General features: G+C 61.7%; 17 protein-coding genes. 11 read left to right on the top strand and 6 right to left on the bottom strand.

What is annotated here, in order from left to right; translation table 11 throughout:
• Window positions 1-47: 47 nt before the first annotated feature.
• On the bottom strand, window positions 48-1,304 hold the full coding sequence (locus tag B097_RS0100385) for an amidohydrolase (protein WP_018580550.1): 1,257 nt from the start codon (window positions 1,302-1,304) through the stop codon (window positions 48-50).
• Between the two features lie 54 nt (window positions 1,305-1,358).
• Window positions 1,359-2,702, bottom strand: coding sequence for a DUF4921 family protein (locus B097_RS0100380; RefSeq protein ID WP_018580549.1), 1,344 nt, complete (start codon window positions 2,700-2,702; stop codon window positions 1,359-1,361).
• A 30-nt stretch (window positions 2,703-2,732) separates the two neighbouring features.
• On the opposite strand from B097_RS0100380, the gene B097_RS0100375 reads away from it, so the two are divergent.
• A complete protein-coding gene (locus B097_RS0100375; protein WP_018580548.1) occupies window positions 2,733-3,134 on the top strand; it encodes a hypothetical protein in 402 nt (133 codons plus the stop codon).
• Here the strand turns inward: B097_RS0100375 and B097_RS0100370 are convergent.
• Window positions 3,104-4,249, bottom strand: coding sequence for a glycerate kinase (locus tag B097_RS0100370; protein ID WP_018580547.1), 1,146 nt, complete (start codon window positions 4,247-4,249; stop codon window positions 3,104-3,106). The two genes, B097_RS0100375 and B097_RS0100370, sit on opposite strands and share 31 nt — an antisense overlap.
• A gap of 93 nt (window positions 4,250-4,342) precedes the next feature.
• On the opposite strand from B097_RS0100370, the gene gdhA reads away from it, so the two are divergent.
• From gdhA to smc, 8 genes are all read left to right on the top strand, one after another.
• The gene (gene gdhA / locus B097_RS0100365) at window positions 4,343-5,689 is read left to right on the top strand and encodes an NADP-specific glutamate dehydrogenase (protein WP_018580546.1); all 1,347 of its coding nucleotides are present in this window, start codon (window positions 4,343-4,345) and stop codon (window positions 5,687-5,689) included.
• A 53-nt stretch (window positions 5,690-5,742) separates the two neighbouring features.
• Window positions 5,743-6,501 carry a DivIVA domain-containing protein gene (locus tag B097_RS0100360; protein ID WP_018580545.1) on the top strand — a complete coding sequence of 253 codons (759 nt, stop codon included), beginning with the start codon at window positions 5,743-5,745 and terminating at the stop codon, window positions 6,499-6,501.
• A 10-nt stretch (window positions 6,502-6,511) separates the two neighbouring features.
• Window positions 6,512-7,045 (top strand): YceD family protein, encoded by a 534-nt coding sequence (locus tag B097_RS0100355; protein ID WP_018580544.1) that lies wholly within the window; start codon window positions 6,512-6,514, stop codon window positions 7,043-7,045.
• Entirely contained in the window at window positions 7,042-7,812 is a 771-nt protein-coding gene (gene rnc, locus B097_RS0100350) for a ribonuclease III (protein ID WP_018580543.1), read from the top strand. The genes B097_RS0100355 and rnc overlap by 4 nt, the downstream gene beginning before the upstream one ends.
• On the top strand, window positions 7,805-8,629 hold the full coding sequence (gene mutM / locus B097_RS0100345; protein ID WP_018580542.1) for a bifunctional DNA-formamidopyrimidine glycosylase/DNA-(apurinic or apyrimidinic site) lyase: 825 nt from the start codon (window positions 7,805-7,807) through the stop codon (window positions 8,627-8,629). Before rnc ends, mutM begins: the two co-directional genes overlap by 8 nt.
• Window positions 8,630-8,713: 84 nt before the next feature.
• The gene (locus B097_RS0100340; protein WP_115324655.1) at window positions 8,714-10,126 is read left to right on the top strand and encodes an alanine/glycine:cation symporter family protein; all 1,413 of its coding nucleotides are present in this window, start codon (window positions 8,714-8,716) and stop codon (window positions 10,124-10,126) included.
• Window positions 10,127-10,131: 5 nt separating this feature from the next.
• On the top strand, window positions 10,132-10,413 hold the full coding sequence (locus tag B097_RS0100335) for an acylphosphatase (RefSeq protein ID WP_018580540.1): 282 nt from the start codon (window positions 10,132-10,134) through the stop codon (window positions 10,411-10,413).
• A 9-nt stretch (window positions 10,414-10,422) separates the two neighbouring features.
• Window positions 10,423-13,872 (top strand): chromosome segregation protein SMC, encoded by a 3,450-nt coding sequence (gene smc / locus B097_RS0100330; protein WP_026254192.1) that lies wholly within the window; start codon window positions 10,423-10,425, stop codon window positions 13,870-13,872.
• Here the strand turns inward: smc and B097_RS0100325 are convergent.
• Window positions 13,869-15,044: an HNH endonuclease signature motif containing protein gene (locus B097_RS0100325; protein ID WP_161795922.1), complete on the bottom strand. Its 1,176-nt coding sequence runs from the start codon at window positions 15,042-15,044 to the stop codon at window positions 13,869-13,871. The genes smc and B097_RS0100325 overlap by 4 nt on opposite strands.
• A 324-nt stretch (window positions 15,045-15,368) precedes the next feature.
• On the opposite strand from B097_RS0100325, the gene ftsY reads away from it, so the two are divergent.
• Both ftsY and ffh read left to right on the top strand, forming a co-directional pair.
• Window positions 15,369-16,955 carry a signal recognition particle-docking protein FtsY gene (gene ftsY / locus B097_RS0100320; protein ID WP_018580538.1) on the top strand — a complete coding sequence of 529 codons (1,587 nt, stop codon included), beginning with the start codon at window positions 15,369-15,371 and terminating at the stop codon, window positions 16,953-16,955.
• Between the two features lie 93 nt (window positions 16,956-17,048).
• Window positions 17,049-18,662 carry a signal recognition particle protein gene (gene ffh / locus B097_RS0100315; protein WP_018580537.1) on the top strand — a complete coding sequence of 538 codons (1,614 nt, stop codon included), beginning with the start codon at window positions 17,049-17,051 and terminating at the stop codon, window positions 18,660-18,662.
• A 286-nt stretch (window positions 18,663-18,948) separates the two neighbouring features.
• Here the strand turns inward: ffh and B097_RS13405 are convergent, their stop codons facing one another.
• Together B097_RS13405 and B097_RS0100305 are read right to left on the bottom strand one after the other, a co-directional pair.
• Entirely contained in the window at window positions 18,949-19,089 is a 141-nt protein-coding gene (locus tag B097_RS13405) for a hypothetical protein (RefSeq protein WP_155879200.1), read from the bottom strand.
• A gap of 186 nt (window positions 19,090-19,275) precedes the next feature.
• Window positions 19,276-21,351: an acyltransferase family protein gene (locus tag B097_RS0100305; protein WP_026254190.1), complete on the bottom strand. Its 2,076-nt coding sequence runs from the start codon at window positions 21,349-21,351 to the stop codon at window positions 19,276-19,278.
• Between the last annotated feature and the right edge of the window lie 178 nt (window positions 21,352-21,529).

The raw sequence follows: 21,529 nt of genomic DNA, 5'->3' as shown, positions 1-21,529 counted from the left end.
GTGTGAGTCTACCAAGTATTCTGGCTATTTCTTGACTATAAGTAGCACTATTCGACGGCGAGGTAGGACAATACGGCTGCCGCCGCTGCGTAGGTGGTCGCGTACACAGTCGGTTCGTAGTCCGGCAAAAATGTATTCATGTGGTTAACCGGCACGTCTTCGGTCACGCGGTTACTCGCCACTGCCGCATCCCACACTTCGGCCGGAGTACATCCCACCACCCAGTACAGGTAGGGGGTGCCCAACGCGAGGGGGATATTCGCGAAGTCCTCGGACACGGTGCGTCGTTCAGCGTCCACGGACATCTTGCCGAATACCGCGTCGAAGGTGCCACGAACCTGGGAGAAGACCTCCGGCGAATTATCAATCAGCTCGCCGTGGGCAAAAAATTCCAAGCGCGGTGTCTCTTCAACACCGGAGGCAACACATTCCGCCTCCACGACACGGCGAATGGCTGCGTACACGCGACGCTTCACGTCGTCGTTGTAGAAGCGGCAGTTCAGTACTAGTTCGGCGTGGTCGGGGATGATGTTATTCGTCGTCCCGGAGCGCAGCGTGCCCACGGATACCACGGCAAAATCGTTGGGGTCAACCTCGCGGCCGACGATGCCTTGCAGGCGGATCACCACCATAGCCGCGATATAGGTGGGGTCAATCGCCTTATTCGGCATCGACCCGTGCGCGCTGCGGCCAGGGATCAGGATGCGGATCGAGTCGCAGGCAGCGAACTGTGGGCCGGGTTTGGTCTGGACCTCGCCCGCGCGCCCTGGCATCACGTGTTGCGCCATGCACACATCCGGTTTCGGGATGCGCGTGAGCAGACCGTCGTGGACCATCGCGGTAGCGCCCATCGCATTCTCCTCGGCGGGCTGGAAAAGCGCGATGAAGGTGCCGGCCCATTCGTCGCGGGTGCCGTCGATCAGCGCGCACGCACCTAGCAGGGCAGTGGTGTGCATGTCGTGGCCACAGGCGTGCATCACGCCCACCTGCGAGCCGTCGGGATTGGGTCGCACACGCGTGGACGCATAAGGCACACCCGTTTCCTCTTTGATCGGAAGGGCATCGAAGTCCGCACGGAACAGCACGGACGGGCCTTCGCCGTTGCGGAAGACCGCCACGATGCCGTACCCGCCGATCGGCGCAATCACCTCACAGTTAAAGCGCTCCAGCTCCTGGAGGATGCGCCGATGCGTCTCATGCTCGTGGCCCGACAGCTCGGGGTGCTCATGGAACCATTCGTAGGTTCCACGCTGCCACGACAAATCGATATTGTGAGTCTGCAGGATACGGGCAATGCTCGGCATGGGTGATCGGCCTCCGGTGCTAGACGACAATTCTTCCCACGACGATAGCGAAACCTACTGCGTCAGATGCAGCATCGGGTTATATCGCAACACGTTTGTCGCTGCCGAGCACTCTGTCGCAATGCGTATCGACGATTCGATCTTGCCTTCGTCGCGCAACTTGTACATCGAGCTGACCACCCGATCGCGCAGGTCAAACGGGGAAATCGTGTTCACGTACACTTTGGTGCCACCCTCAAAACCAGCCAGGGTGGACACGCGCCACTTCAGATTGATGCGCCACGGCATCGGCATGTCCAAATCGACAGGTTTGTGGTGCCACTCCTCATTGCAGGCGATATCGGGGCCAGTGGCGGCGTGCGCTGCGTGCAGCAGGTCAGACATGCCGCGCACCTCCTCCGGGGCTTGCAACCAGGGCTCCGGTACCGCTGACTTCGAGTACAGGCCCAAGGTGGGGTAGCGGTGGCCGATGCCCGCGATCAGGATCGCGTAGTCATTCTCCGCGATCACCAGGTTGTGGTAGCTGGCGTAGTTGACCGCCCACTCGTTGTACATGTTCGGGTTGGTGCGCAGCTTCTGGATCTCCATGTCGGTCTGCACGCCGCGCTCGTCGATCGCCACCAACTGCTTGTGCAGGTGATCGAAGGATGCGCCGGCAGCAGACAGCCAGTTCTGGAACACCACCACGTACGGTGCGTAACGGTTGTTCTCATACAGGTCCCGCATCGCGTCGATAGTAAAAGCGGTGAACCCGTAGTGCTCATCCGGTGTCATCGTGCCGGAGGACGCCAGCTGCGAATCATCCGTCGCCCCGTCGATATAGTGGCGCGAGGACACGATCACATCGTGGCCTCCCGCAAAATAGGTCGGTGCCTTCGCCAGCAGCTCCTCATCTGTCATCTCGTCGCCTTGGCCATTGCCCGAAGCGTTGAGGCGCGTGCGCACGATATCGATCACGTGCTGGCGCCCGCGCTCGTCGGAAATGTAGCGCTGCATCTGGAAAGCGGTATCAGAGGCCATCTCATACTGGTAATTTTCCACCCAGTAGTCATAGGACACGATCTCAAAGAGGTTGGGCACTCGTCGAAAAGCGGCATCGGCCTGCTCCATCTCATCAGGAAGAAGGCCGCGCAGGATGTGCCAATCGCCGTCGCTGCCGCGCACCATGCGCGACTTCTCCGGTGGCGTCTGCAGCGGGTTCCCGGAGCAAAAGGCGCAGGAGTGGGTGAAGTCTTCCGGCCCGAGCGGCTGTGCGTCGTGCTTCGGCTTCGACAGGGGACGATTGCCACGCCCGGGCACCGTCCACACCTGGGTTCCGGAGAACGGATTGATCTGTTTAATTGTGCCGTCCGCCATCGTGGAGAGGGCTTCGCGGTAAGAATGGATTGGGAACGTCATACTATCCACAGTATTAGCTAGTCTTAGAACATGCCTTCAATCCAGTTTGACATCCTGATCCCGGACCAGCCCGAGTCCGCGGCAACTGAGCTCGTGGACGCTTTTCGACGAGCGGTCGAGATCCTTGAAAAACACCAGATGCTGAGCGACGGCGCTGTCGCCCACACCCCGGGCCAACAGTGTGAAGACTTTACGGTGGAGCAGCTGCGCAACGTCTACCGCGATGAGCGCGGCGAAGACCCGGACGAGGCCAGCATGCACCGCATCATCGTCACAGCAGACAATGTGCGCTCCTATAACCAGCTGGCCATGGGGCTGTCGCGCATCCTCACCCCGAAGGCTGACCTGCCGGCCGATCCTGTGGCCTTAGAGCGCGAGACGGACTTCGAACTACCCTCGCTCTACCCGTGGACCGTGGAGATATCGAGGTAATCCACCGCGATCTGCGCACCGGCGCGGCGCAACTGCTCGGCCACCTCCAAGTCTGGCACGAGCTCGACGGCGATCGCGCCGGCAGGCGCGTCGGCCTCCAGCTTACCGGCGGCGATGGCTACGGGCACGTCTGCTTCGGCAGCAAGCTTTCCGACGACATCCACAACCTTTCCGGTGGCGGTCTGCTCGTCGTACTTGCCTTCGCCCGTAATCACCAAAGAGGCCTGCTTTAACTTCTCGGGCAGGCCCAGCGCATCGGCGACCAAGCGCGCGCCAGAGACCAGGTGCACGTGCTCGTCGGTACCATGCAGCAGCTGCGACACCCAGCTCACCCCCACGGGGATAGCGCCGGCAGCACCGTAGCCGGCAGCGGTGGGATCGATTCCGGTGACCTCGCACAGGCGGGCCAGACCCCCGTCGAGAAGCTGCACCTCTTCCTCCGTGGCGCCCTTCTGCGGGCCGAAGACGCGGGCGGCGCCCTCCGGGCCAGTGACCGGGGCTGTGACATCGGCTGCCAGCACCCAATCCACCGCGGCGGCCGGAATATTCATCTTGGCGGTGTCAAAATCGTGCAGCTCGCTCAAGTGGGCGCCACCTTTGCGCGGGGTGTAGCCCTCCTTGTTGATCGGGTTAATGCCCAGCGCCACCAAGATGCCGGTGCCGCCGTCGACCGTGGCGGACCCACCCAAACCCAGGACGATGCGGGTTGCGCCGCGGGTCTGCGCATCCGCGATGAGCACGCCAGTGCCATAGGTGTCCCCGGTGGCAGCCACCGGCGCATCCGCGACCGCGGGCAGGCCGGATGCGGCGGCGACGTCGATATAGGCAGTTGTGAGCGAAGCATCATAGGTATAGGTGGCCTCGGTGAGGCGGCCGGCCGCATCCGTGGTGGGCAGCGTGATGCGATCGCCCTCGAAAAGCTCAGAGGTACCTTCGCCACCGTCAGCCATCGGTGCAATGACAATCTCCGCGTTCGCGATGATCTGCCGCACCCCCTCACCAAGCCACTGCGCAGCCTCGGAGGCAGTGGCAGTTCCTTTGAAAGAATCTGGGGCGATCACGATGGTGGGATCGTCGGCAAGCGCGTCAAGCGGGCTAGGGGCTGAATCAGTCATGGGAATCAGTGTAGAACAACTTGCGAAACTCCAGTTAGGAAGGAAAAATGATTTTCCATAGTTGACGCAAGTAAACGTGAAGGATGGAACGGCATGACCAATACTGAAGAGCTGGTTTCTGGCTATTACAGCAAACTGCTCAAGCGCAACGCGGGCGAGCCGGAGTTCCACCAGGCTGTCGCCGATGTGCTGGACTCGTTGAAGATCGTCCTAGAAAAGGACCCACACTACGCCGACTACGGCCTCATCCAGCGCCTCTGCGAACCAGAGCGCCAAGTCATCTTCCGCGTCCCATGGATCTCCGACAACAACAACGTGCACGTTGCGCGTGGCTTCCGCGTCCAGTTCAACTCCGCACTGGGCCCCTACAAAGGTGGGCTGCGCTTCCACCCATCAGTCAACCTGGGCATCATCAAGTTCTTGGGCTTCGAGCAGATCTTCAAGAACTCCCTGTCCGGCCTGCCCATCGGCGGCGGCAAGGGTGGCTCCGACTTCGACCCGAAGGGCCGCTCCGAAGGCGAGATCATGCGCTTCTGCCAGTCCTTCATGACAGAGCTGCACCGCCACATCGGCGAGTACCGCGACGTCCCCGCAGGAGACATCGGTGTAGGTGCCCGCGAAATCGGCTTCCTCTTCGGCCAGTACCGCCGCCTGACCAACCAGCACGAGTCCGGCGTGCTCACCGGCAAGGGCCTGACCTGGGGTGGCTCGCTCGTGCGCACCGAGGCCACCGGCTACGGCACTGTCTACTTCACCAACGAAATGATGCGCTCCCACGGCGAATCCCTCGACGGCGCCAAAGTCATCGTGTCCGGCTCCGGCAACGTGGCCATCTACGCCATCGAAAAGGCCCAAGAGTTGGGCGCCACCGTGGTCGGCTTCTCCGACTCCTCCGGCTGGATCCACACCCCAGACGGCGTGGACGTGGAACTGCTGAAAGACATCAAAGAGAAGCGCCGCGAACGCGTCTCCACCTACGTCAAGGAAGCAGAGAACGCGACCATGCACACCGAGGGATCCATCTGGTCCCTAGAAGCCGATGTCGCCCTACCATGCGCCACCCAGAACGAGCTCAGCGGCGAACACGCGCAGATGCTGGTGGACAACGGCGTGAAGTACGTCGCCGAAGGTGCCAACATGCCCTCCACGCCGGAAGCCGTCGAGATATTCCGCCGCTCCAAGGTCAAGTTCGCGCCGGGCAAGGCCGCGAATGCCGGTGGTGTGGCCACCTCCGCCTTGGAGATGCAGCAGAACGCCTCGCGCGATTCCTGGTCCTTCGAGTACACGGATCAGCGCCTGCATAAGATCATGTCGAACATTTTCCAGCGCTGTGAGGCCACGGCGAAGGAGTATGACCGGGAGGGCGACTACATCCTGGGTGCGAACATCGCCGGCTTCAAGAAGGTTGCGGACGCAATGCTTGCTCAAGGTGTTGTGTAAATTCTTCGTGTCGGGCGGGCACTGTTTCGTCGTTAAGCAGTACTCTTGGGTGCATGTATCGCGTCTTTGAATCTCTGGATGAACTCGTACACACGGTAGAGCAGGCCTACGGTGTGCCGATGACCGCCAACTGCATGGTGCCCCGCAACGACATGCTGGCCCTGCTTGATGACCTGCGCAACGCGCTGCCCGTCGAACTCGACGACGCCCAGGACGTGCTGGACAAGCAGGACGAAATTCTACGCGGCGCCCAAGAGCGCGCCGATGGCCTCATCGCGGACGCGGAGGAGGAGTCGCAGCGCATCGTCGGCGAGGCGCACAATGAGGCGCAGGACATGCTAGCGGATGCGCAGCACCGTTCCACCGCGATGGTGGCGCAGGCGCAGGACGAGGCTGCGGATATCGTGAACCGTGCGAACGAAGAGGCTAATTACACCGTCCAGAACGCCCAGGCAGAGTCCGATCGCCTTGTGCAGGAGGGCAACGAATCCTACGAGCGTTCCGTGGCCGAGGGCTTGGCGGAACAGGAGCGTCTTGTCTCCGAGTCTGAGGTGATGAAACGTGCCGACGAGGAAGCGCACCGCATCGTCGAAAGCGCGCACACCGAGTCCAACCGCCTGCGCACCGAGTGCGATGATTTTGTCGATACGAAGTTGGGCGAATTTGAGGAGTCCCTGTCCGGCATCCTGCGGACTGTGACGCGCGATCGCAGCGCTTTACGACGAGGCGCCGGCGTATCTGGTAGCCAGCGTGCGGACTCCTACCACCGTTATGAGCGCTCGGAGCGTACCCGTCGCCCACGTTCCGAATAGGGTAGGGCGTATGGCAAACAATCCTTTTGTACTGAACGTCGCAGACGCGCTTCGCTCTGACGGCATGCCACTGGACATCACCGCGACCGGCCCTTCGCCTTCGCGCATCGGGCCGGAAATGATCGCCATCCCCGAAGGTGGAGAGGTCACTGTCGAAGCCACAGTGACGAACCTGGGCTCTGGTGTGCTTGTCGACGCCACCGCAACCGCCCAGCTTGAAGGCGAATGCGTGCGCTGCCTGGCACCCCTGACCCCGACCGAAACGCTGAGTATCAGCCAGGTCTTTTCCACTGACGATGATTTCATCAGCGGGGACGCCGAAGACGACGAAGATAAGGGCTCTGGCGATGAGGTGAAGTACGTCGCCCCCGACGACACCGTGGACCTAGAGCAGGCTTTCGTCGACGAAGCCGGCCTGTCCCTCCCGTTTAATCCGACCTGCCAGCCGAGCTGCGCTGAAACGGATGTCCCGGAGCCGGATGGTGTCTCGGGCGAGGTGGAGCGGGTGGATCCGCGCTGGGCTGGCCTGGAGAAGTTCCTGTGAGCAGATCACGCAAACGTAAGATCACGGGCGAGCAGGCCTGGCAGCAGGCCTATGAAGCGGTGGACCACGGTCCGCTGCTGAAGGCCCTGGGGGTCGCCATCGACGATGAGCACCTGCGGCTGGCATTGACCCACCGCAGCTTCGCCAATGAAAATGGCAATCTGCCGAACAATGAGCGCCTCGAGTTCCTCGGCGATGCGGTGCTGGGCCTTTCGGTAGCCACCAAGTTGTATGAGGAGTACCCGTCGCGCCCGGAGTCGGACATTTCGAAGATGCGCGCCTCCATCGTGTCGCGTTATGGGCTGGCGGACATCGCCCACCAGATCGACCTGGGCCCGCACATCTTGCTGGGTCATGGCGAGGTGGTCACCGACGGCCGGAACAAGGACTCCATCCTGGCCGACACTACGGAGGCGCTGTTTGGCGCGATCTACCGCCAGCACGATTTTGAGACCGCCCGGGACGTGATCCTGAGGCTTTTCGACGAGAAGATCCACACCGCCAGCGCCACGGGCCGCCATCAGGACTGGAAGACGACACTGCAGGAGCGACTGGCCGAGCTGAAGGCGCCGACCGCGGTGTACACCGCCACCAGTGTTGGGCCCGAGCACGACCTCACTTTTACCGCCGATGTCCTTGTCGGCGGCACGTCCCGGGGCCAGGGCGTGGGCCCGAACAAGAAGCTTGCGGAGCAAGAAGCGGCCCGCCAAGCCGTGCTTTTCCTGCGGGATCACCCAGCCGCCGTCGCGGGGACTGCCGATGCCTGAACTTCCCGAAGTGGAAGTGGTGCGCCGCGGCCTCGATGAGCACGTGCGCGGGCTGACCTTCCGCTCTGTCGAGGTGTTGCACCCGCGCGCAGCCCGCGACAACGATGTGGACTTAAGCGCCATACTTCCCGGCCTGAGCATCGACGCGGTGCGCCGCCGGGGCAAGTACCTCTGGTTCGAATTGTCTGACGGCTATGCCTTGGTGATCCACCTGCGCATGAGTGGTCAGTTGCTCGTCGGCACGCACGGCGACGTCACCAGCCCCCACCTGCGCATTCGCGCCGACATGGGCCCGCGCGAGCTGTGCTTCGTCGATCAGCGCACGTTCGGCTACTGGCAGTACACGGCGCTTGACGACGAGGGCATACCCACGACGATGGCCCATATCGCTCCCGATCCTTTTGAGCCTGCCTTCGACGTGGTGGAGACAGCGCGCGCGATGCGGAAAAAGAATTCTGCCGTGAAGACGGTGCTGCTTGACCAGGGCATTGTGTCTGGCATCGGGTCGATCTATGCCGACGAGGCAATGTGGGCCGCGGGTGTGAAACCGACGCGGAAGGCGCGCGCCTTGAGGCAACGCGACGCAGTGCGACTGCTGGAGGAATCGCGCGAGGTAATGGCCCGTGCGTTGGAACAAGGTGGCACCAGTTTCGATGCGTTGTACGTGAACGTCAACGGCGCCAGCGGCTATTTCTCGCGCTCTTTGAATGCTTATGGGCAGCTCGACGAGCCGTGCGCGCGGTGCGGGCAGCCGATCGTGCGCACCAAAGTCAACGGTCGCTCAAGCTATTTTTGCGCCAATTGCCAGGTTCTTTAACAAAGTCGGGCCGTGCGGTATTAAGATTTCCTCGTGGAATGGCTTGAAAGCTTCGTCACTTCGACGATCAATGACAACCTGTGGATGGTTGTCCCCTGGGTGCTCATCGCCGCTGGAATTTACTTTGGTATCCGGACGATTCTGGTGCAGGTCCGCATGCTGCCCGACATGTTTAAGGCGGTCGTCGAAAAGCCGACGACCGACCAGGACGAAGACTATGGCGGCATCTCCGCGTTCAAAGCGTTCACGATCTCGGCGGCCTCGCGCGTCGGCACGGGCAACGTGGCTGGTGTGGCCGTGGCGATCTCCCTGGGCGGGCCCGGCGCCGTGTTCTGGATGTGGCTGATCGCCATTGTCGGCGGCGCGACTTCTTTTGTGGAGTCCACCTTGGCGCAGCTGTGGAAGACCAAGGACGACGAGGGCAACTACCACGGCGGCCCGGCCTATTACATGACGCGCGGGCTGGGATGGACCCCTCTGGCCACCATCTTCGCCGTATTCCTCGCCGTGACCTATGGCTTTGTGTACAACGCGATCCAGACCAACTCTATCGTTGAGTCCATGGGCACCTCTCTGGACGCGGATTCCTTGACCTTCAAACTGATCGTCGGTGGCATCGTTGCGCTGCTGACAGCGTCGATCATTTTCGGCGGTGTCACGCGCATCGCGAATGCCACCCAGATTATCGTGCCGTTCATGGCCGGTGCGTACATCATCATGGGTGCGATCGTGCTGCTGGTGAATATCAACGAAATCCCGGGCATGTTCGTCGACATTGTCACCCACGCGCTGGGCTTCAAGGAGATCGCGGGCGCTACTCTGGGTGCTGCTTTCATGAACGGTGTGCGCCGTGGCCTGTTCTCCAATGAGGCCGGTATGGGCTCCGCACCGAACGTGGCTGCGACCGCAACCGTGTCCCACCCCGTCAAGCAGGGCCTGGTGCAAACTTTGGGCGTGTACTTCGACACCATCGTTGTGTGCTCCATCACCGCGTTTATCATTTTGCTCGGCCCCCAGCCGGTGTACGGGGAAGAGGTGCAGGGCGCCTCGCTGACTCAGGCGGCGCTTGCCGATTCCGTCGGCGATTGGGCAATCCACTTTGTCACCTTCATCCTGTTCTTCCTGGCGTTTTCCTCGATCATCGGGAACTACTACTTGGCGCAGGCAAATATTGAGTACCTGACGAAGTCCAAGTTGGTCATGAACCTGTTCCGCGTCGTCGTCATTGGTTTCGTCTTCTTCGGCGCGGTCGGTTCGATCCCGCTGGTGTGGGCGCTCGGCGACACCTTCGCTGCGTCGCTGGTGTTCATCAACCTGATCGCCATCGTCCCGCTTGGCGGGGTGGCCATCAAGCTGTTGAAGAATTACTCGGAGCAGCGCTCCGCCGGTCTTGACCCCGTGTTCCACCGCGACATGATCCCAGAGCTGAAAAACGTAGAGTACTGGGACGGATCAGACCCGGTGACCCGCCGTAGCGAAGAGGACATCATAAAATAGGTTGCATGAGCACACGAGTTACAGCCTTTGTCCACGGACACGTCCAAGGCGTCGGCTTCCGGTGGTGGACCCGCTCCCGCGCCCTCGAACTTGGACTCACCGGGCACGCGAGGAATTTGCGCGACGGCCGCGTTGAGGTCGTCGCTGAAGGGGAGCAGGCGCTCGTCGAGAAGCTTCTTTCGCTTCTCGACGAAGACCCCTCCACAGCCGGCCGCCCGGGCCGAGTGGATACCGTGATTACGCAGTTCTCCGAGCCACGCGGGGAGCAAGGCTTCCGGGAATGTTAAGATGCATCGGTGCACCTAAAATCGTTGACGCTTAAGGGATTCAAGTCTTTTGCGTCTGCGACGACCATGAAATTTGAGCCCGGCATCTGTGCCGTGGTCGGGCCGAATGGATCGGGCAAGTCGAATGTTGTGGACGCGATCGCGTGGGTGATGGGTGAGCAGGGGGCGAAAAACCTGCGCGGCGGCAAGATGCAGGATGTCATTTTTGCCGGCGCAGGCGACCGGAAACCGCTGGGGCGTGCGGAAGTTACCCTCACCTTTGATAACTCTGATGGCCATTTGCCGATCGAGTACACCGAAGTAGCCATCACGCGGCGCATGTTCCGCGATGGCGCCAGCGAGTATGAGATCAACGGTTCCAAGGCCCGCCTGATGGATATTCAGGAGCTGCTCAGCGATTCCGGTATTGGCCGCGAGATGCATATCATCGTCGGCCAGGGCAAGCTCAGCGAGATTTTGGAATCAAAACCGGAGGAGCGCCGCGCCTATATCGAGGAGGCAGCGGGCGTGCTGAAGCACCGCCGCCGCAAAGAGAAGGCGCAGCGCAAGCTGACCGGCATGCAGGCGAACCTGGACCGCTTGCAGGACCTCACCGATGAGTTGGGCAAGCAGCTCAAACCTCTGGCACGCCAGGCGGAGGCGGCGCAACGGGCAGCAACGGTGCAGGCCACGTTGCGCGACGCCCGCCTGAAGCTGGCTGGCCACCAGGTGGTGGAGCTGCGCGCGAAACTCAACGACGCCGCCCGCAACGCCGAACTTCTGGCAGAGCAGGTGGACACGGTCACCCAGAACCTGGAGGAATTCACTGCGGCGCAGGAGGCGATCGAGGCGCAGCAGCAACAAGTCACCCCGCAGGCGGAGCAGGCCCAGCAGTTGTGGTTCCAGCTGTCCACGCTGGCAGAACGCGTGAGCGCGACTGTCCGCATCGCCACCGAGCGCGCCTCAAACGTGGGCGCACAGGTGGCCTATTCCGGCCAGGATCCCGACGAACTACTGGCCCGCGCCACGGTCGCCGACGAGCAGTACCAAGAAGCCCTCATGGTCGCCGAAGAGGCGGCCGAGCGCCTGGAGTCCATCCGCGAGGAAGTCGCTGCTCGCCAAGAGGCTGCCGATGCCGCCGAGGCGGAGCACATGGCTCAGGTCCGGGCGATCGCCGACCGCCGCGAAGGCGTTGTCCGCTTGCTCGCCCAGGAGGAATCGCAGGCCGGGGCGGTCGTGGCGGCTGAGGACGAGATCGCGCGGTTGAACGAGACTCTGGAGGAAACCCGCACACGTACCCGCGACGCCGACAGCGAAGCCACCGAGGTCGGCCGCACTTTGCAGGCGCTTCACGACGAACGCGCCCCTCTCGACGAGAACTACGTCCGCGCCGCCACCGAATCTTCCGCAGCCGATAAGCGCCTTGACCAGCTGCGCGACGCCCAGCGCGAGCGCGAGAGGGCCGTGTATTCTCTGGAGTCCCGCATTTCCACCCTGGAAGAATCGGCACCCACGGCCAGCGGCACAGAGGCCCTCGGCGAGGGATATGGTCCGCTCGCCGGCCTGGTGCGCGCGGAGCAGGGCGTGGAGAAAGCGCTCGCCGCAGCGTTGGGACCGTACGCGGAGGCGGTGGCTGGCCAGGTGGACCAGTCGGTCGTCGATACGCTTTCTGATGCGTCACGCACCATCGTGATCGACACCGCCGGCGGTCGCACCTGGCGTCTCGACGGCACGCTGCCCGCCGGAACGTCCTGGCTGTTGGATCATGTGACGCTTGCCGACGAGATCACCGGCCCCGTTGCGCGCCTGCTCGTCGACGTGGTGCTTGCCGACGATCTACCGCAGGCACGTGCCGCCGTGGAAGAGGATCCGCGACTGCGCGCCGTTACCCCGGCGGGCGTTCTGGTGGGTGAGGGGTGGGTCGCCGCCGGTAGCGGGCAGGCCAGCGCCGTGGAGGTCACCGCGCAAATCGAGGCAGCGCGCGAAGAACTTGCTACAGCGTGCGCCCAGCTTGAGGAGCTCTCCGGCACGTTGGAGGGCGCGAAACTTTCCGCCGAGGACGCACGCGTGGCGGCGGCGTCGGCACGCGCGGCTCTCAACGAACACGATGCCAACGTCGAAGCCTGGCAGCGCGACCACCAGCGCCTGATCAAGCAGTATGAGGTAAACAAGGCCGAACATGAGCGCGCCGCTGAGCGAGCCACCGAGGCCGAAGTGCGCCTGACCCGCCGCCGCGAGGAGCTGGCTGAAACCCGCGACCGCCTATCGCGTGTCGACGATAGCGATGCCCCCGAAGAGCCCTCCACCGCGGGCCGCGATGAGGCATCGGCCGCGTTGGCGCAGGTCAAGAGCATGGAGATGGAGGCCACCCTGCAGGCGCGCACCGCAACCCAGAACGCGGAACAGGTCGCGGGCAAGGGGGACGCGCTGCGCCGCCAAGCAGAACACGAACGCCAAGCGAAAGCGCGTCACGATGCGGCGATGGCTCGTCGTAAAGCCCAAGCGGAACTGGCACACACGGTAGCCGGCCACGCGCGTGACCTCGTCGCCCGCATCGATGACGCCCTCGAGCGCGCCACCACCTCCCGCGACGAACTGTCCGCGCAGGTGAAAAGTTTGCAATCGCAGCACGCTCAGGCGCGCGACAAGGTCAACACCACCCGCCAGCACCTTTCGCGCCTGACTGATAACGCACACTCATCCGATATCGCGCGATCCCAAGCACAGGTGCGTATCGACGAGGCCGAAACGAAAATCACGGAGCAGTTGGGCATCGCGATTACCGACCTGCTGGAGGACTATACCCCCGGAGAGGACTTCGACAAGGCCGAGGAGACCAAACGCCTCAAGCAGGCAGAGAAGGATCTCACTGCGCTGGGCAAAGTCAACCCGCTGGCCTTGGAGGAATACAAGGCGCTGGAGGAGCGCTACAGTTTCCTCTCCACCCAACTCGATGATGTTGTGCAGGCACGCAAGGATCTGAGCGATGTGATCGAGGAGGTCGACGCGCAGATCCTGCAGCTGTTCACCGACGCCTGGCACGACGTCGAAGCCGAATTCCCGAAGGTATTCAACACGCTGTTTCCTGGCGGCGAGGCGCGTTTGCTGCTCACTGATCCGGACGACATGTTGACGACCGGCATCGAGATTGAAGCGCGCCCACCGGGCAAGAAGGTGAAGCGTTTGTCCCTGCTATCCGGTGGCGAAAAGTCGCTCACCGCGCTGGCGTTGCTGGTTGCCATCTTCCGGGCGCGTCCATCACCTTTCTACGTTCTCGACGAGGTGGAGGCCGCGCTCGACGATGTCAACCTGCGCCGCCTGATCGCCCTGCTAAAGGAGTTGCGTGAGGACTCGCAGCTGATCGTGATCACCCACCAGAAACCCACGATGGACGTGGCCAACGTGCTGTATGGCGTGACCATGCGTGGCGACGGCGTGACCCGCGTGCTTTCCCAGCGGATGAGCCCAGCCCCGAACTAGCTGTACATCACACCGCCTTCCGCCTCTTCCAGTACGACATCGTCGAAACTGTCGATGTCGCCGAAGTCCGTGGCCTGGCGGCTGAGGTATTCCTCCATGGTGGCGCGTTCCGGCAGCCCGCGGTTGCGGGATACGAAGCAGGTGTCATCTGGGAAGACGAAGAAAATGTCATCTGCGTGAGCTTCGATCTTCATGATTCCCTCTGTGACCAGCGAATGACAGCGTGAACACAACGGAACGATGTTGTCCACGGACGTTTCTCCGCCCTCGCACCATTCGCGGATGTGGTGGAATTCGATCCAGTTCGTGTGATCACAGCCTGGGGTGGCGCATGTGAAGTTCCACGCTGCTAGCAGCGCTTTCTGTTGAGCATCGGAGGCAAACCTAGTGCCACGGCTGACATTGAGGGTGAGCCCTTTGTCGTTGAGAAGGTGAACACGTTGAATGGCATTACCTGCGATATTGGCAAGCTTGGAGGAGATTGCCTTGGGCTGAAAGGGGAGGAAGGCGTGGCCGTCTTGAGTCATCATGATGTTGACCTGTGCACCCGGTGCACGCTTCGCCACGCCGGGGTTGTTGCGCACAATATTGATCATGCCCTGCAGGGACGACAACATGGCGCGAGCAGGGGTAATGCCGAAACGCGAAGGCAAATGTTCGGGTTGGTCCTCCTCAGGGATGTCGGTGTCTTCGGTAGGGGTGGTCGTCGTAAAGCTCAGCTCACCGATCTTGAGTGCTGCAAGGAAAGCAGCAGCATCAGCGGGGTTCAAGCTAATGTGCACGTTGATGCCTCCGTCCTCGCGGTTGCGAAGGCGGACATAATCTTCTTCTGGTTCGGGTTCGTCTGTAGGCGCGTGACCTGCAAGAGCGTGCTCAAGGTGGGCCAAATTGTGCTTCAAGGCCAGGGTCACAAGCTCCGCTTCATTGTCGTGGGTGATGTACTTCAGCAAGAAGCGGACTACGGAATAACTAAGGTCGCCGCGCCGAAAATGCTGGACCAACAAAGGAAAACTGACCATTTTCACGGCGACATTGATGTACTCGTAGGCCGTCTTCGGCCTGAGATCCAAGGTGCGGCACACCCACGCGACGGTCGAGGAAGACCCCTGATCTGTGCAGAGGTTACGGGTATGAAACTGCTCGAGCGCGACTAGAAACTCGGCGCGAGTCATGCGTTGGGCATGCTCGCACTCAAGAAGCGTATCGATGATTTCTGCATTTGTATATTCGGATAACGGGCTTGTAGAAATCAGTGAAGTGGGCGAAAGTACGTTCGTGTTAGTCATTTTTAAACCCCCGGAAACTTGCTGGTAGTGGGCCTCATTTGTGGCTTTAAGTGCATTATAGAATACGTGTACGACATTGGCTTGGTGAAGAAGTTGTGCCCGCGATGAAGGGGCAGAATTCTGCAGCTGCAGAATTTCCGGGTGGAGAAAGTTTGCGAAAAGGGTTCTCTTATTGGTGCGAAAACCCAAAAACCTGGCACTATAGACAGCATGGATATGAATCTTCTCTGGATTATCGTCGCCATCGTCGTCGTGCTGCTCATCATCGTGGGCATCGTCGTGATCGTTGGCAACAACCGAAAGAAGTCAAAGACTGTCTCCTTCGAGAAGAAAGAAGAGCAGCCGAAGGAGCTGACGCAGCAGGAGAAATCGGGCAACTACCAGGCCGTGGGCGGGTTCAACTTTGCCCCGGCGACGGCGCCCGAGAAGGAGGCGGAGCCGGTTGAGCCACGCCGGGTGGAGAAGCCAACCGAAAATATTGCTGAGGATTCTGCAGCTGCAGAAAATGAGCCGGATACTGCCCCGGAGGATTCTGCAGCTGCAGAAAATGAGCCGGAGGTTGAGCTCACCCATGACGCGGCCGAGGCGGTCGAGGTGCTTAACGACGATGGCTCGCCGGAAATCGATGAGCCCGTAGAAGTAGAGGAAGAAGCCCCTCTCTTTGAGGACTTAGCGGAGGAGCACGCTGAGGATCCTGAGACAGAGGTGGACGTCGAAAAGCAGGTCGAAGAAGATGAAGCGCTGACTCCAGAAGAAGAGGCGCAAGAGGCTGCCGACATCGCGCAGGTCACCGCGGAGGTTGCGGAGCAGGCGCGCGAGCAAACGCCAATCCCTGAAGGGGAGCCTGCGCCACCGCAAGAGCCGCTCGACGATATTGCTCCTGCGGCTGGTCGTATCGGCCGTCTGCGTGGCCGGCTGTCTCGTTCGCAGAACGCGATCGGTCAGGGCCTGCTGGGCATCCTGACTGCGGGTGATTTGGACGAGGACGCCTGGGAGGAGATCGAAGACACCCTCATCATGGCTGACTTGGGCGCGGATCTAACGATGCGCGTTACCGATCAGCTGCGTGAGAAGATCGCTGAGCGTGGCGTGGGCAGCGAGGAAGAAGCGCGTGCGATGCTACGCGAGACCCTCGTCGAAGCTGGCCGCCCAGATATGGATCGCTCGATCAAGGCAATGCCGGTTGAGGGTAAGCCTGCCGTGATCCTCGTTGTCGGTGTGAACGGCACAGGCAAAACCACCACGACGGGCAAGCTCGGCCGCGTGCTGGTGTCCATGGGTCACCGCGTTCTGTTTGGTGCTGCGGATACATTCCGCGCGGCGGCGGCAGATCAGCTGGAGACCTGGGGGCGTCGCGTCGGAGCGACCACTGTGCGTGGCAAGGAGGGCGCGGACCCGGCATCTGTCGCGTTCGACGCCGTGGCCAAGGGTGTGGAGGAGCAGGCCGACGTCGTTCTCATCGATACCGCCGGCCGCCTGCATACGTCGACCGGTTTGATGGACCAGCTCGGTAAGGTCAAGCGCGTCGTCGAAAAGAAATCCAATGTCGACGAGGTGCTGCTGGTGTTGGACGCCACCGTCGGCCAAAATGGCCTGACGCAGGCGCGCGTCTTCCGCGATGTCGTGGACATCACCGGTGTTGTGCTGACCAAGCTGGATGGCACCGCGAAGGGTGGCATCGTTTTCCAGGTCCAGGAGGAGCTGGGCGTGCCGGTCAAACTGGTGGGCCTCGGCGAGGGCGCGGATGACCTTGCACCGTTTGAGGTGGAAGGTTTCGTCGACGCGCTGCTGGGTTAACCTCGCTTTTCGACGAGTGCAATGTGACCAAGGGGGCGGCGACACGCTAGGCTAGGTGCATTATCTATTAGCTACTTAAGGGAGTGTTGAAGCGTGTTCGAGTCACTGTCCGACCGCCTCCAAACAGCTCTGTCGGGCCTGCGCGGCAAGGGCAAGCTCACCGAGGCAGACATTAATGCCACTGCCCGGGAAATCCGCATCGCATTACTAGAAGCCGACGTGTCTCTGACCGTCGTCCGCGCTTTCATCAAGCGTGTGAAGGAACGCGCCTTGGGTGCGGACGTTTCTGAGGCGCTGAATCCTGCGCAGCAGGTTATTAAGATTGTCGACGAAGAACTGACCGCCATCCTTGGCGGGGAGACTCGTCGTCTGCACTTTGCGAAGAACCCACCGACAGTAATCATGCTGGCCGGTTTGCAGGGTGCTGGTAAGACGACCCTGGCCGGTAAGCTAGCGCGCCACCTGGAAAAGCAGGGGCACACGCCAATGCTGGTGGCCTGTGACTTGCAGCGCCCGGGTGCGGTGCAGCAGCTGCAGATTGTCGGTGAGCGCGCAGGCGTGAAAACTTTTGCGCCGGACCCAGGCACGTCCGTGGATTCGCATGATCATGAGATGGGTACCTCGCACGGTGACCCGGTCGCTGTCGCTCTTGCGGGCGTGGAAGAAGCGAAGCGTGCGCAGCATGACGTGGTGATTATCGATACCGCGGGCCGTTTGGGTATCGACGAAACCTTGATGACCCAGGCCCGCAACATCCGTGATGCTGTGGCTCCGGACGAAGTGCTATTCGTCATCGATGCAATGATCGGCCAGGACGCCGTGACCACCGCCCAGGCTTTCGCCGAGGGCGTGGACTTCACCGGCGTGGTGCTGACCAAGCTTGATGGCGATGCCCGCGGTGGTGCAGCGCTGTCGATCCGTGAGGTCACAGGCAAGCCAATCCTGTTCGCCTCCAACGGTGAGAAGCTGGACGACTTCGACGTCTTCCACCCAGACCGCATGGCCAGCCGCATCCTTGGCATGGGCGATGTGCTCTCGCTGATTGAGCAGGCTGAGTCCGTCATGGACCAGCAGAAGGCCGAAGATGCCGCGTTGAAGATCGGCACCGGCGAGCTCACGCTGGAGGACTTCCTCGACCAGCTGCTGATGATTCGTCGCATGGGGCCGATCGGCAATCTGCTAAAGATGATGCCGGGTGGCAAGCAGATGAACGAGATGGCAGACATGGTCGACGAGAAGCAGATCGACCGCATCCAGGCCATCATCCGCGGCATGACCCCGGCCGAGCGCCAGGATCCAAAGATTTTGAACGCTTCTCGACGAAAGCGTATCGCTAACGGCTCCGGCGTCGAGGTATCCGACGTGAACCAGCTTGTGGAGCGCTTCTTCGAGGCCAAGAAGATGATGAGCAAGATGGCTAACCAGATGGGTATGCCGGGCATGCCCGGGATGGGCCGTTCTGCAACCAAGAAGAAGCCGAAGGGGCGCCGCGGCAAGAACGGTAAGCGCAAGCCGGTGAAGAACCGCCGTGGTGGCGGTGGCGGTATGCCGAACATGGCAGAGATGCAGAAACTTGCCCAGCAAATGGAGCAAGGCGGCGGCATGCCAGGTATGCCGGGTCAGGCTATGCCAAAAGGCATGGAAAATATTGACCTAGACAACCTGGACTTCGGCGAAGCCATGAAGCGCATGAACAAGGGGAAGTAGATAACCGAAGAACGGTTCGACGAAGGGCCGCAGCAGGGGAACTGCGGATACCGCGCAGACGTTGGTGATGTCGAGGGGAAATCGGCGGGGTAGAAGGAGTGGTCGCCGATCGGCCACCCGTAGTCGCCCCCGCCCAGATTATCGGCGGGCAGCGGCTCCACCCCGTCAGGGACATCGGCGCCGAAAAAGGCCATTGCGCCGGGATACACCTGCGGATCCAGGTAGGCCATTCCACGCTGCGCGGTCTCGCCCATCCAGCGTGGTTGCACAGACAGCAGCAGAATCATCACCGCGGCAACCCCGACACCGCCCACGGCGCGGGGGCGGTCTCCAATAGGCGGGAGGCGGGGCCGCCGACCGGAAGGAGCGCTGCAGGGCCGGGGAACATTAACGACGAGGGGATGATCAGGCCGGTGGAGACCACCATCGCAAGCCCCAGCTATGTGGCGGCCAGCGTCACGGCAAGGGCTGGGACGAGGCGCCGAATGGTGCGCCACAGTGATCACCAGGGGTTTAGGCTGGCGCTTGGGCGTACCGCATAGCGCAGTCCATCCAAGTCGTGGCGGCAGTTCGTGCGCGGTGGCTTAGTGCGGGGCAGGGTAGTCACGGCGAACTACCCCCGGGCAAGGAACGGGCGCATGTTCTCCCACAAGAGTTCTTCCGTGGTAGCGGCAAACTGGTTGGAAATGTGGTTGGTGTCGCGGTAGGCGAAGATATTTCCGACGATCGGCGAGCAGGATTCTGCACTGCAGAACCAGTCAGCGGTATCCACCGCCACGGCATTGCTCATGGAGCCGAGTAAAAGTTGTGCCGGGTCGACAGGCGAGTACACGGCAGCGCGGTCCATGGAACAGGCGTCCTCATCCTCGTCGCGAAGCATGCAGTGATTCGGGTCCTCAGGATCGAGGGCGTCGTCGAAGAACCAGGGGTTATCGCGCAGACCGAGGAATGGGATGCCGTAATCGTCGAGAGCCTGCCAGAAGTTGGCGTAGCCGGCGGGGACGATGTCGGGGCCGTGGCCGATCTCGCCCTGAGGGCGCGTAGAGGTGGAAACGACCAGATCCGGATCGAATTCGATGATGCGCTGGAAAGCGTTCTCGCTCCAGGCGACGCATTCGGGTAGGACGCCGGTGTCGTCGTCAAGCATGATGGGGCACTGCTGGCGGATCAGGGGGATCACGCGGAAATCGTGCTGCTGGCCCAGGCTGTCCAAAGGAATTCCGTAGGGTTCCGCATGCGAACCGCCGACGAGAAGCACTGTGGTTTCTGCGTCTGGGTTGCCGTAGACGCAGTCCTCACCACGGAACTCCTCTGGTGGGGCGTACATATTAATCATGCACTCGTCCATGCCGATGGGCGGGTACATTCCGGCGATCAGTGCCGGGTTCGGCTGGGGCTTCACGTTGGGGGGTGGGGCGCCGAATTGGGCCATGGCACCGGGGTAGCGTGTCGGGTCGAGGCGGTCGCTCGAGTTATCGGTTAGTTTCTGCCACACAGGTTGGACCGACACGATGGCTGCCAGCAACGCTGCGACCACAACTCCGCCGGCTGCGCGCTGACGGCCCTTCGGTTGCTGCAGGGTGGCCATGGCCTCTGGCACAGGGGCTTCGAGGTGGGTCGGGCGCTTGCGGTGCTGGCGCAGTGGTTCTTCGATCCACTTGTGCGTGAAGTGGGCAAGCAGGAGGGACGCTGCGATCACGAGCGTGCCCAGCCACACCGGTGGGGTGTCGTGGCCGGTGACGGCGGTGGTGATGATCAGCATCGGCCAGTGCCACAGGTAAAGGGAGTAGGCAATACTGCCCAGCCACGTTGCAGGTTTCGACGACAAGACGCGCGACACCGGATGGTTACCGGTAGAAATGATGACGAGCATGGCGCCCGTCAGAGGCAGCAGGGCGAGGGGCCCCGGGAATGCCAGCGAGGTTGGGATCGCGAAACCGGTGATCGTGATCATGAACACGCCCAGCCCGGCGGTCCACGGCGCAACCTTCGCAGGCACCGTGAGGCGATGCGCCATGATGGCGAGCAGCCCGCCGAGGGTCAGTTCCCACATGCGGGAGAACGTGGAGTAGTAATTGTCAGGCGTGCCGACGAGCCCAAAGCGCGACGCCCACAGGAAAGACACGATGGTGACCACCAGCAGGATCACGCCCACGGTGCGTTTGGCCACATCGCGCGGGGTGTTCCTGCGGCGTGCCCACCAGGCAACGCCGATAGCAAAGAGAATGCCGATCAGATAGAACTGGCCCTGCACGCTCATCGACCACAGGTGCTGCAGGGGAGAGGTGTCCACACTTGCCGCGGAATACGCAAGGTCCTGGGAAATCAGCTCCCAGTTGATGAAGTAGAACGCGGCGGCGGTGAGCTGTTGGGTCAGCTCCGGCGTCATGAGCTCAGGCGCAAACAGCAGTACTGCGATGACAGTGGCCACCAAGGTGACGGCCAGGGCCGGCAAGAGGCGGCGTGCTGTCCGCCAGATCGGCCACCACGGATTCAAGCTAGCGTGTGGTCTTAATGCGTAACGCAGCTGGGAGCCCAAAAAGAAGAAACCGGATAACAGCAGGAACACGTCCACGCCACCGGAAACGCGGCCGACGTAAACGTGAAAAAGCACGACAAGAGCAATCGCGTAACCGCGCAAACCATCCAAGTCGTACCGATAAGCGGGCCTGCTCTGTGTGGAAGTCATGACACCACCCTGTGTAGCAGAACAATTTTTTATCACCCAGACTGTAGCGCGTTTTGTTGTCGCCACCAGCTTTCGGCGCACCGGTTTGGAAAGGATGCAGGTGCCTAGTAACATTGTTCGGGTTATGCGCTCGTCGAAAAGCGTGTAACGAACTGCGTAAGCGCCGATTCCGGGTACG

This window comes from Corynebacterium pilosum DSM 20521 = CIP 103422, assembly GCF_000373805.1.
Classification (GTDB): Bacteria; Actinomycetota; Actinomycetes; order Mycobacteriales; family Mycobacteriaceae; genus Corynebacterium; species Corynebacterium pilosum.
This window is presented reverse-complemented; position numbering and strand designations above follow the sequence as displayed.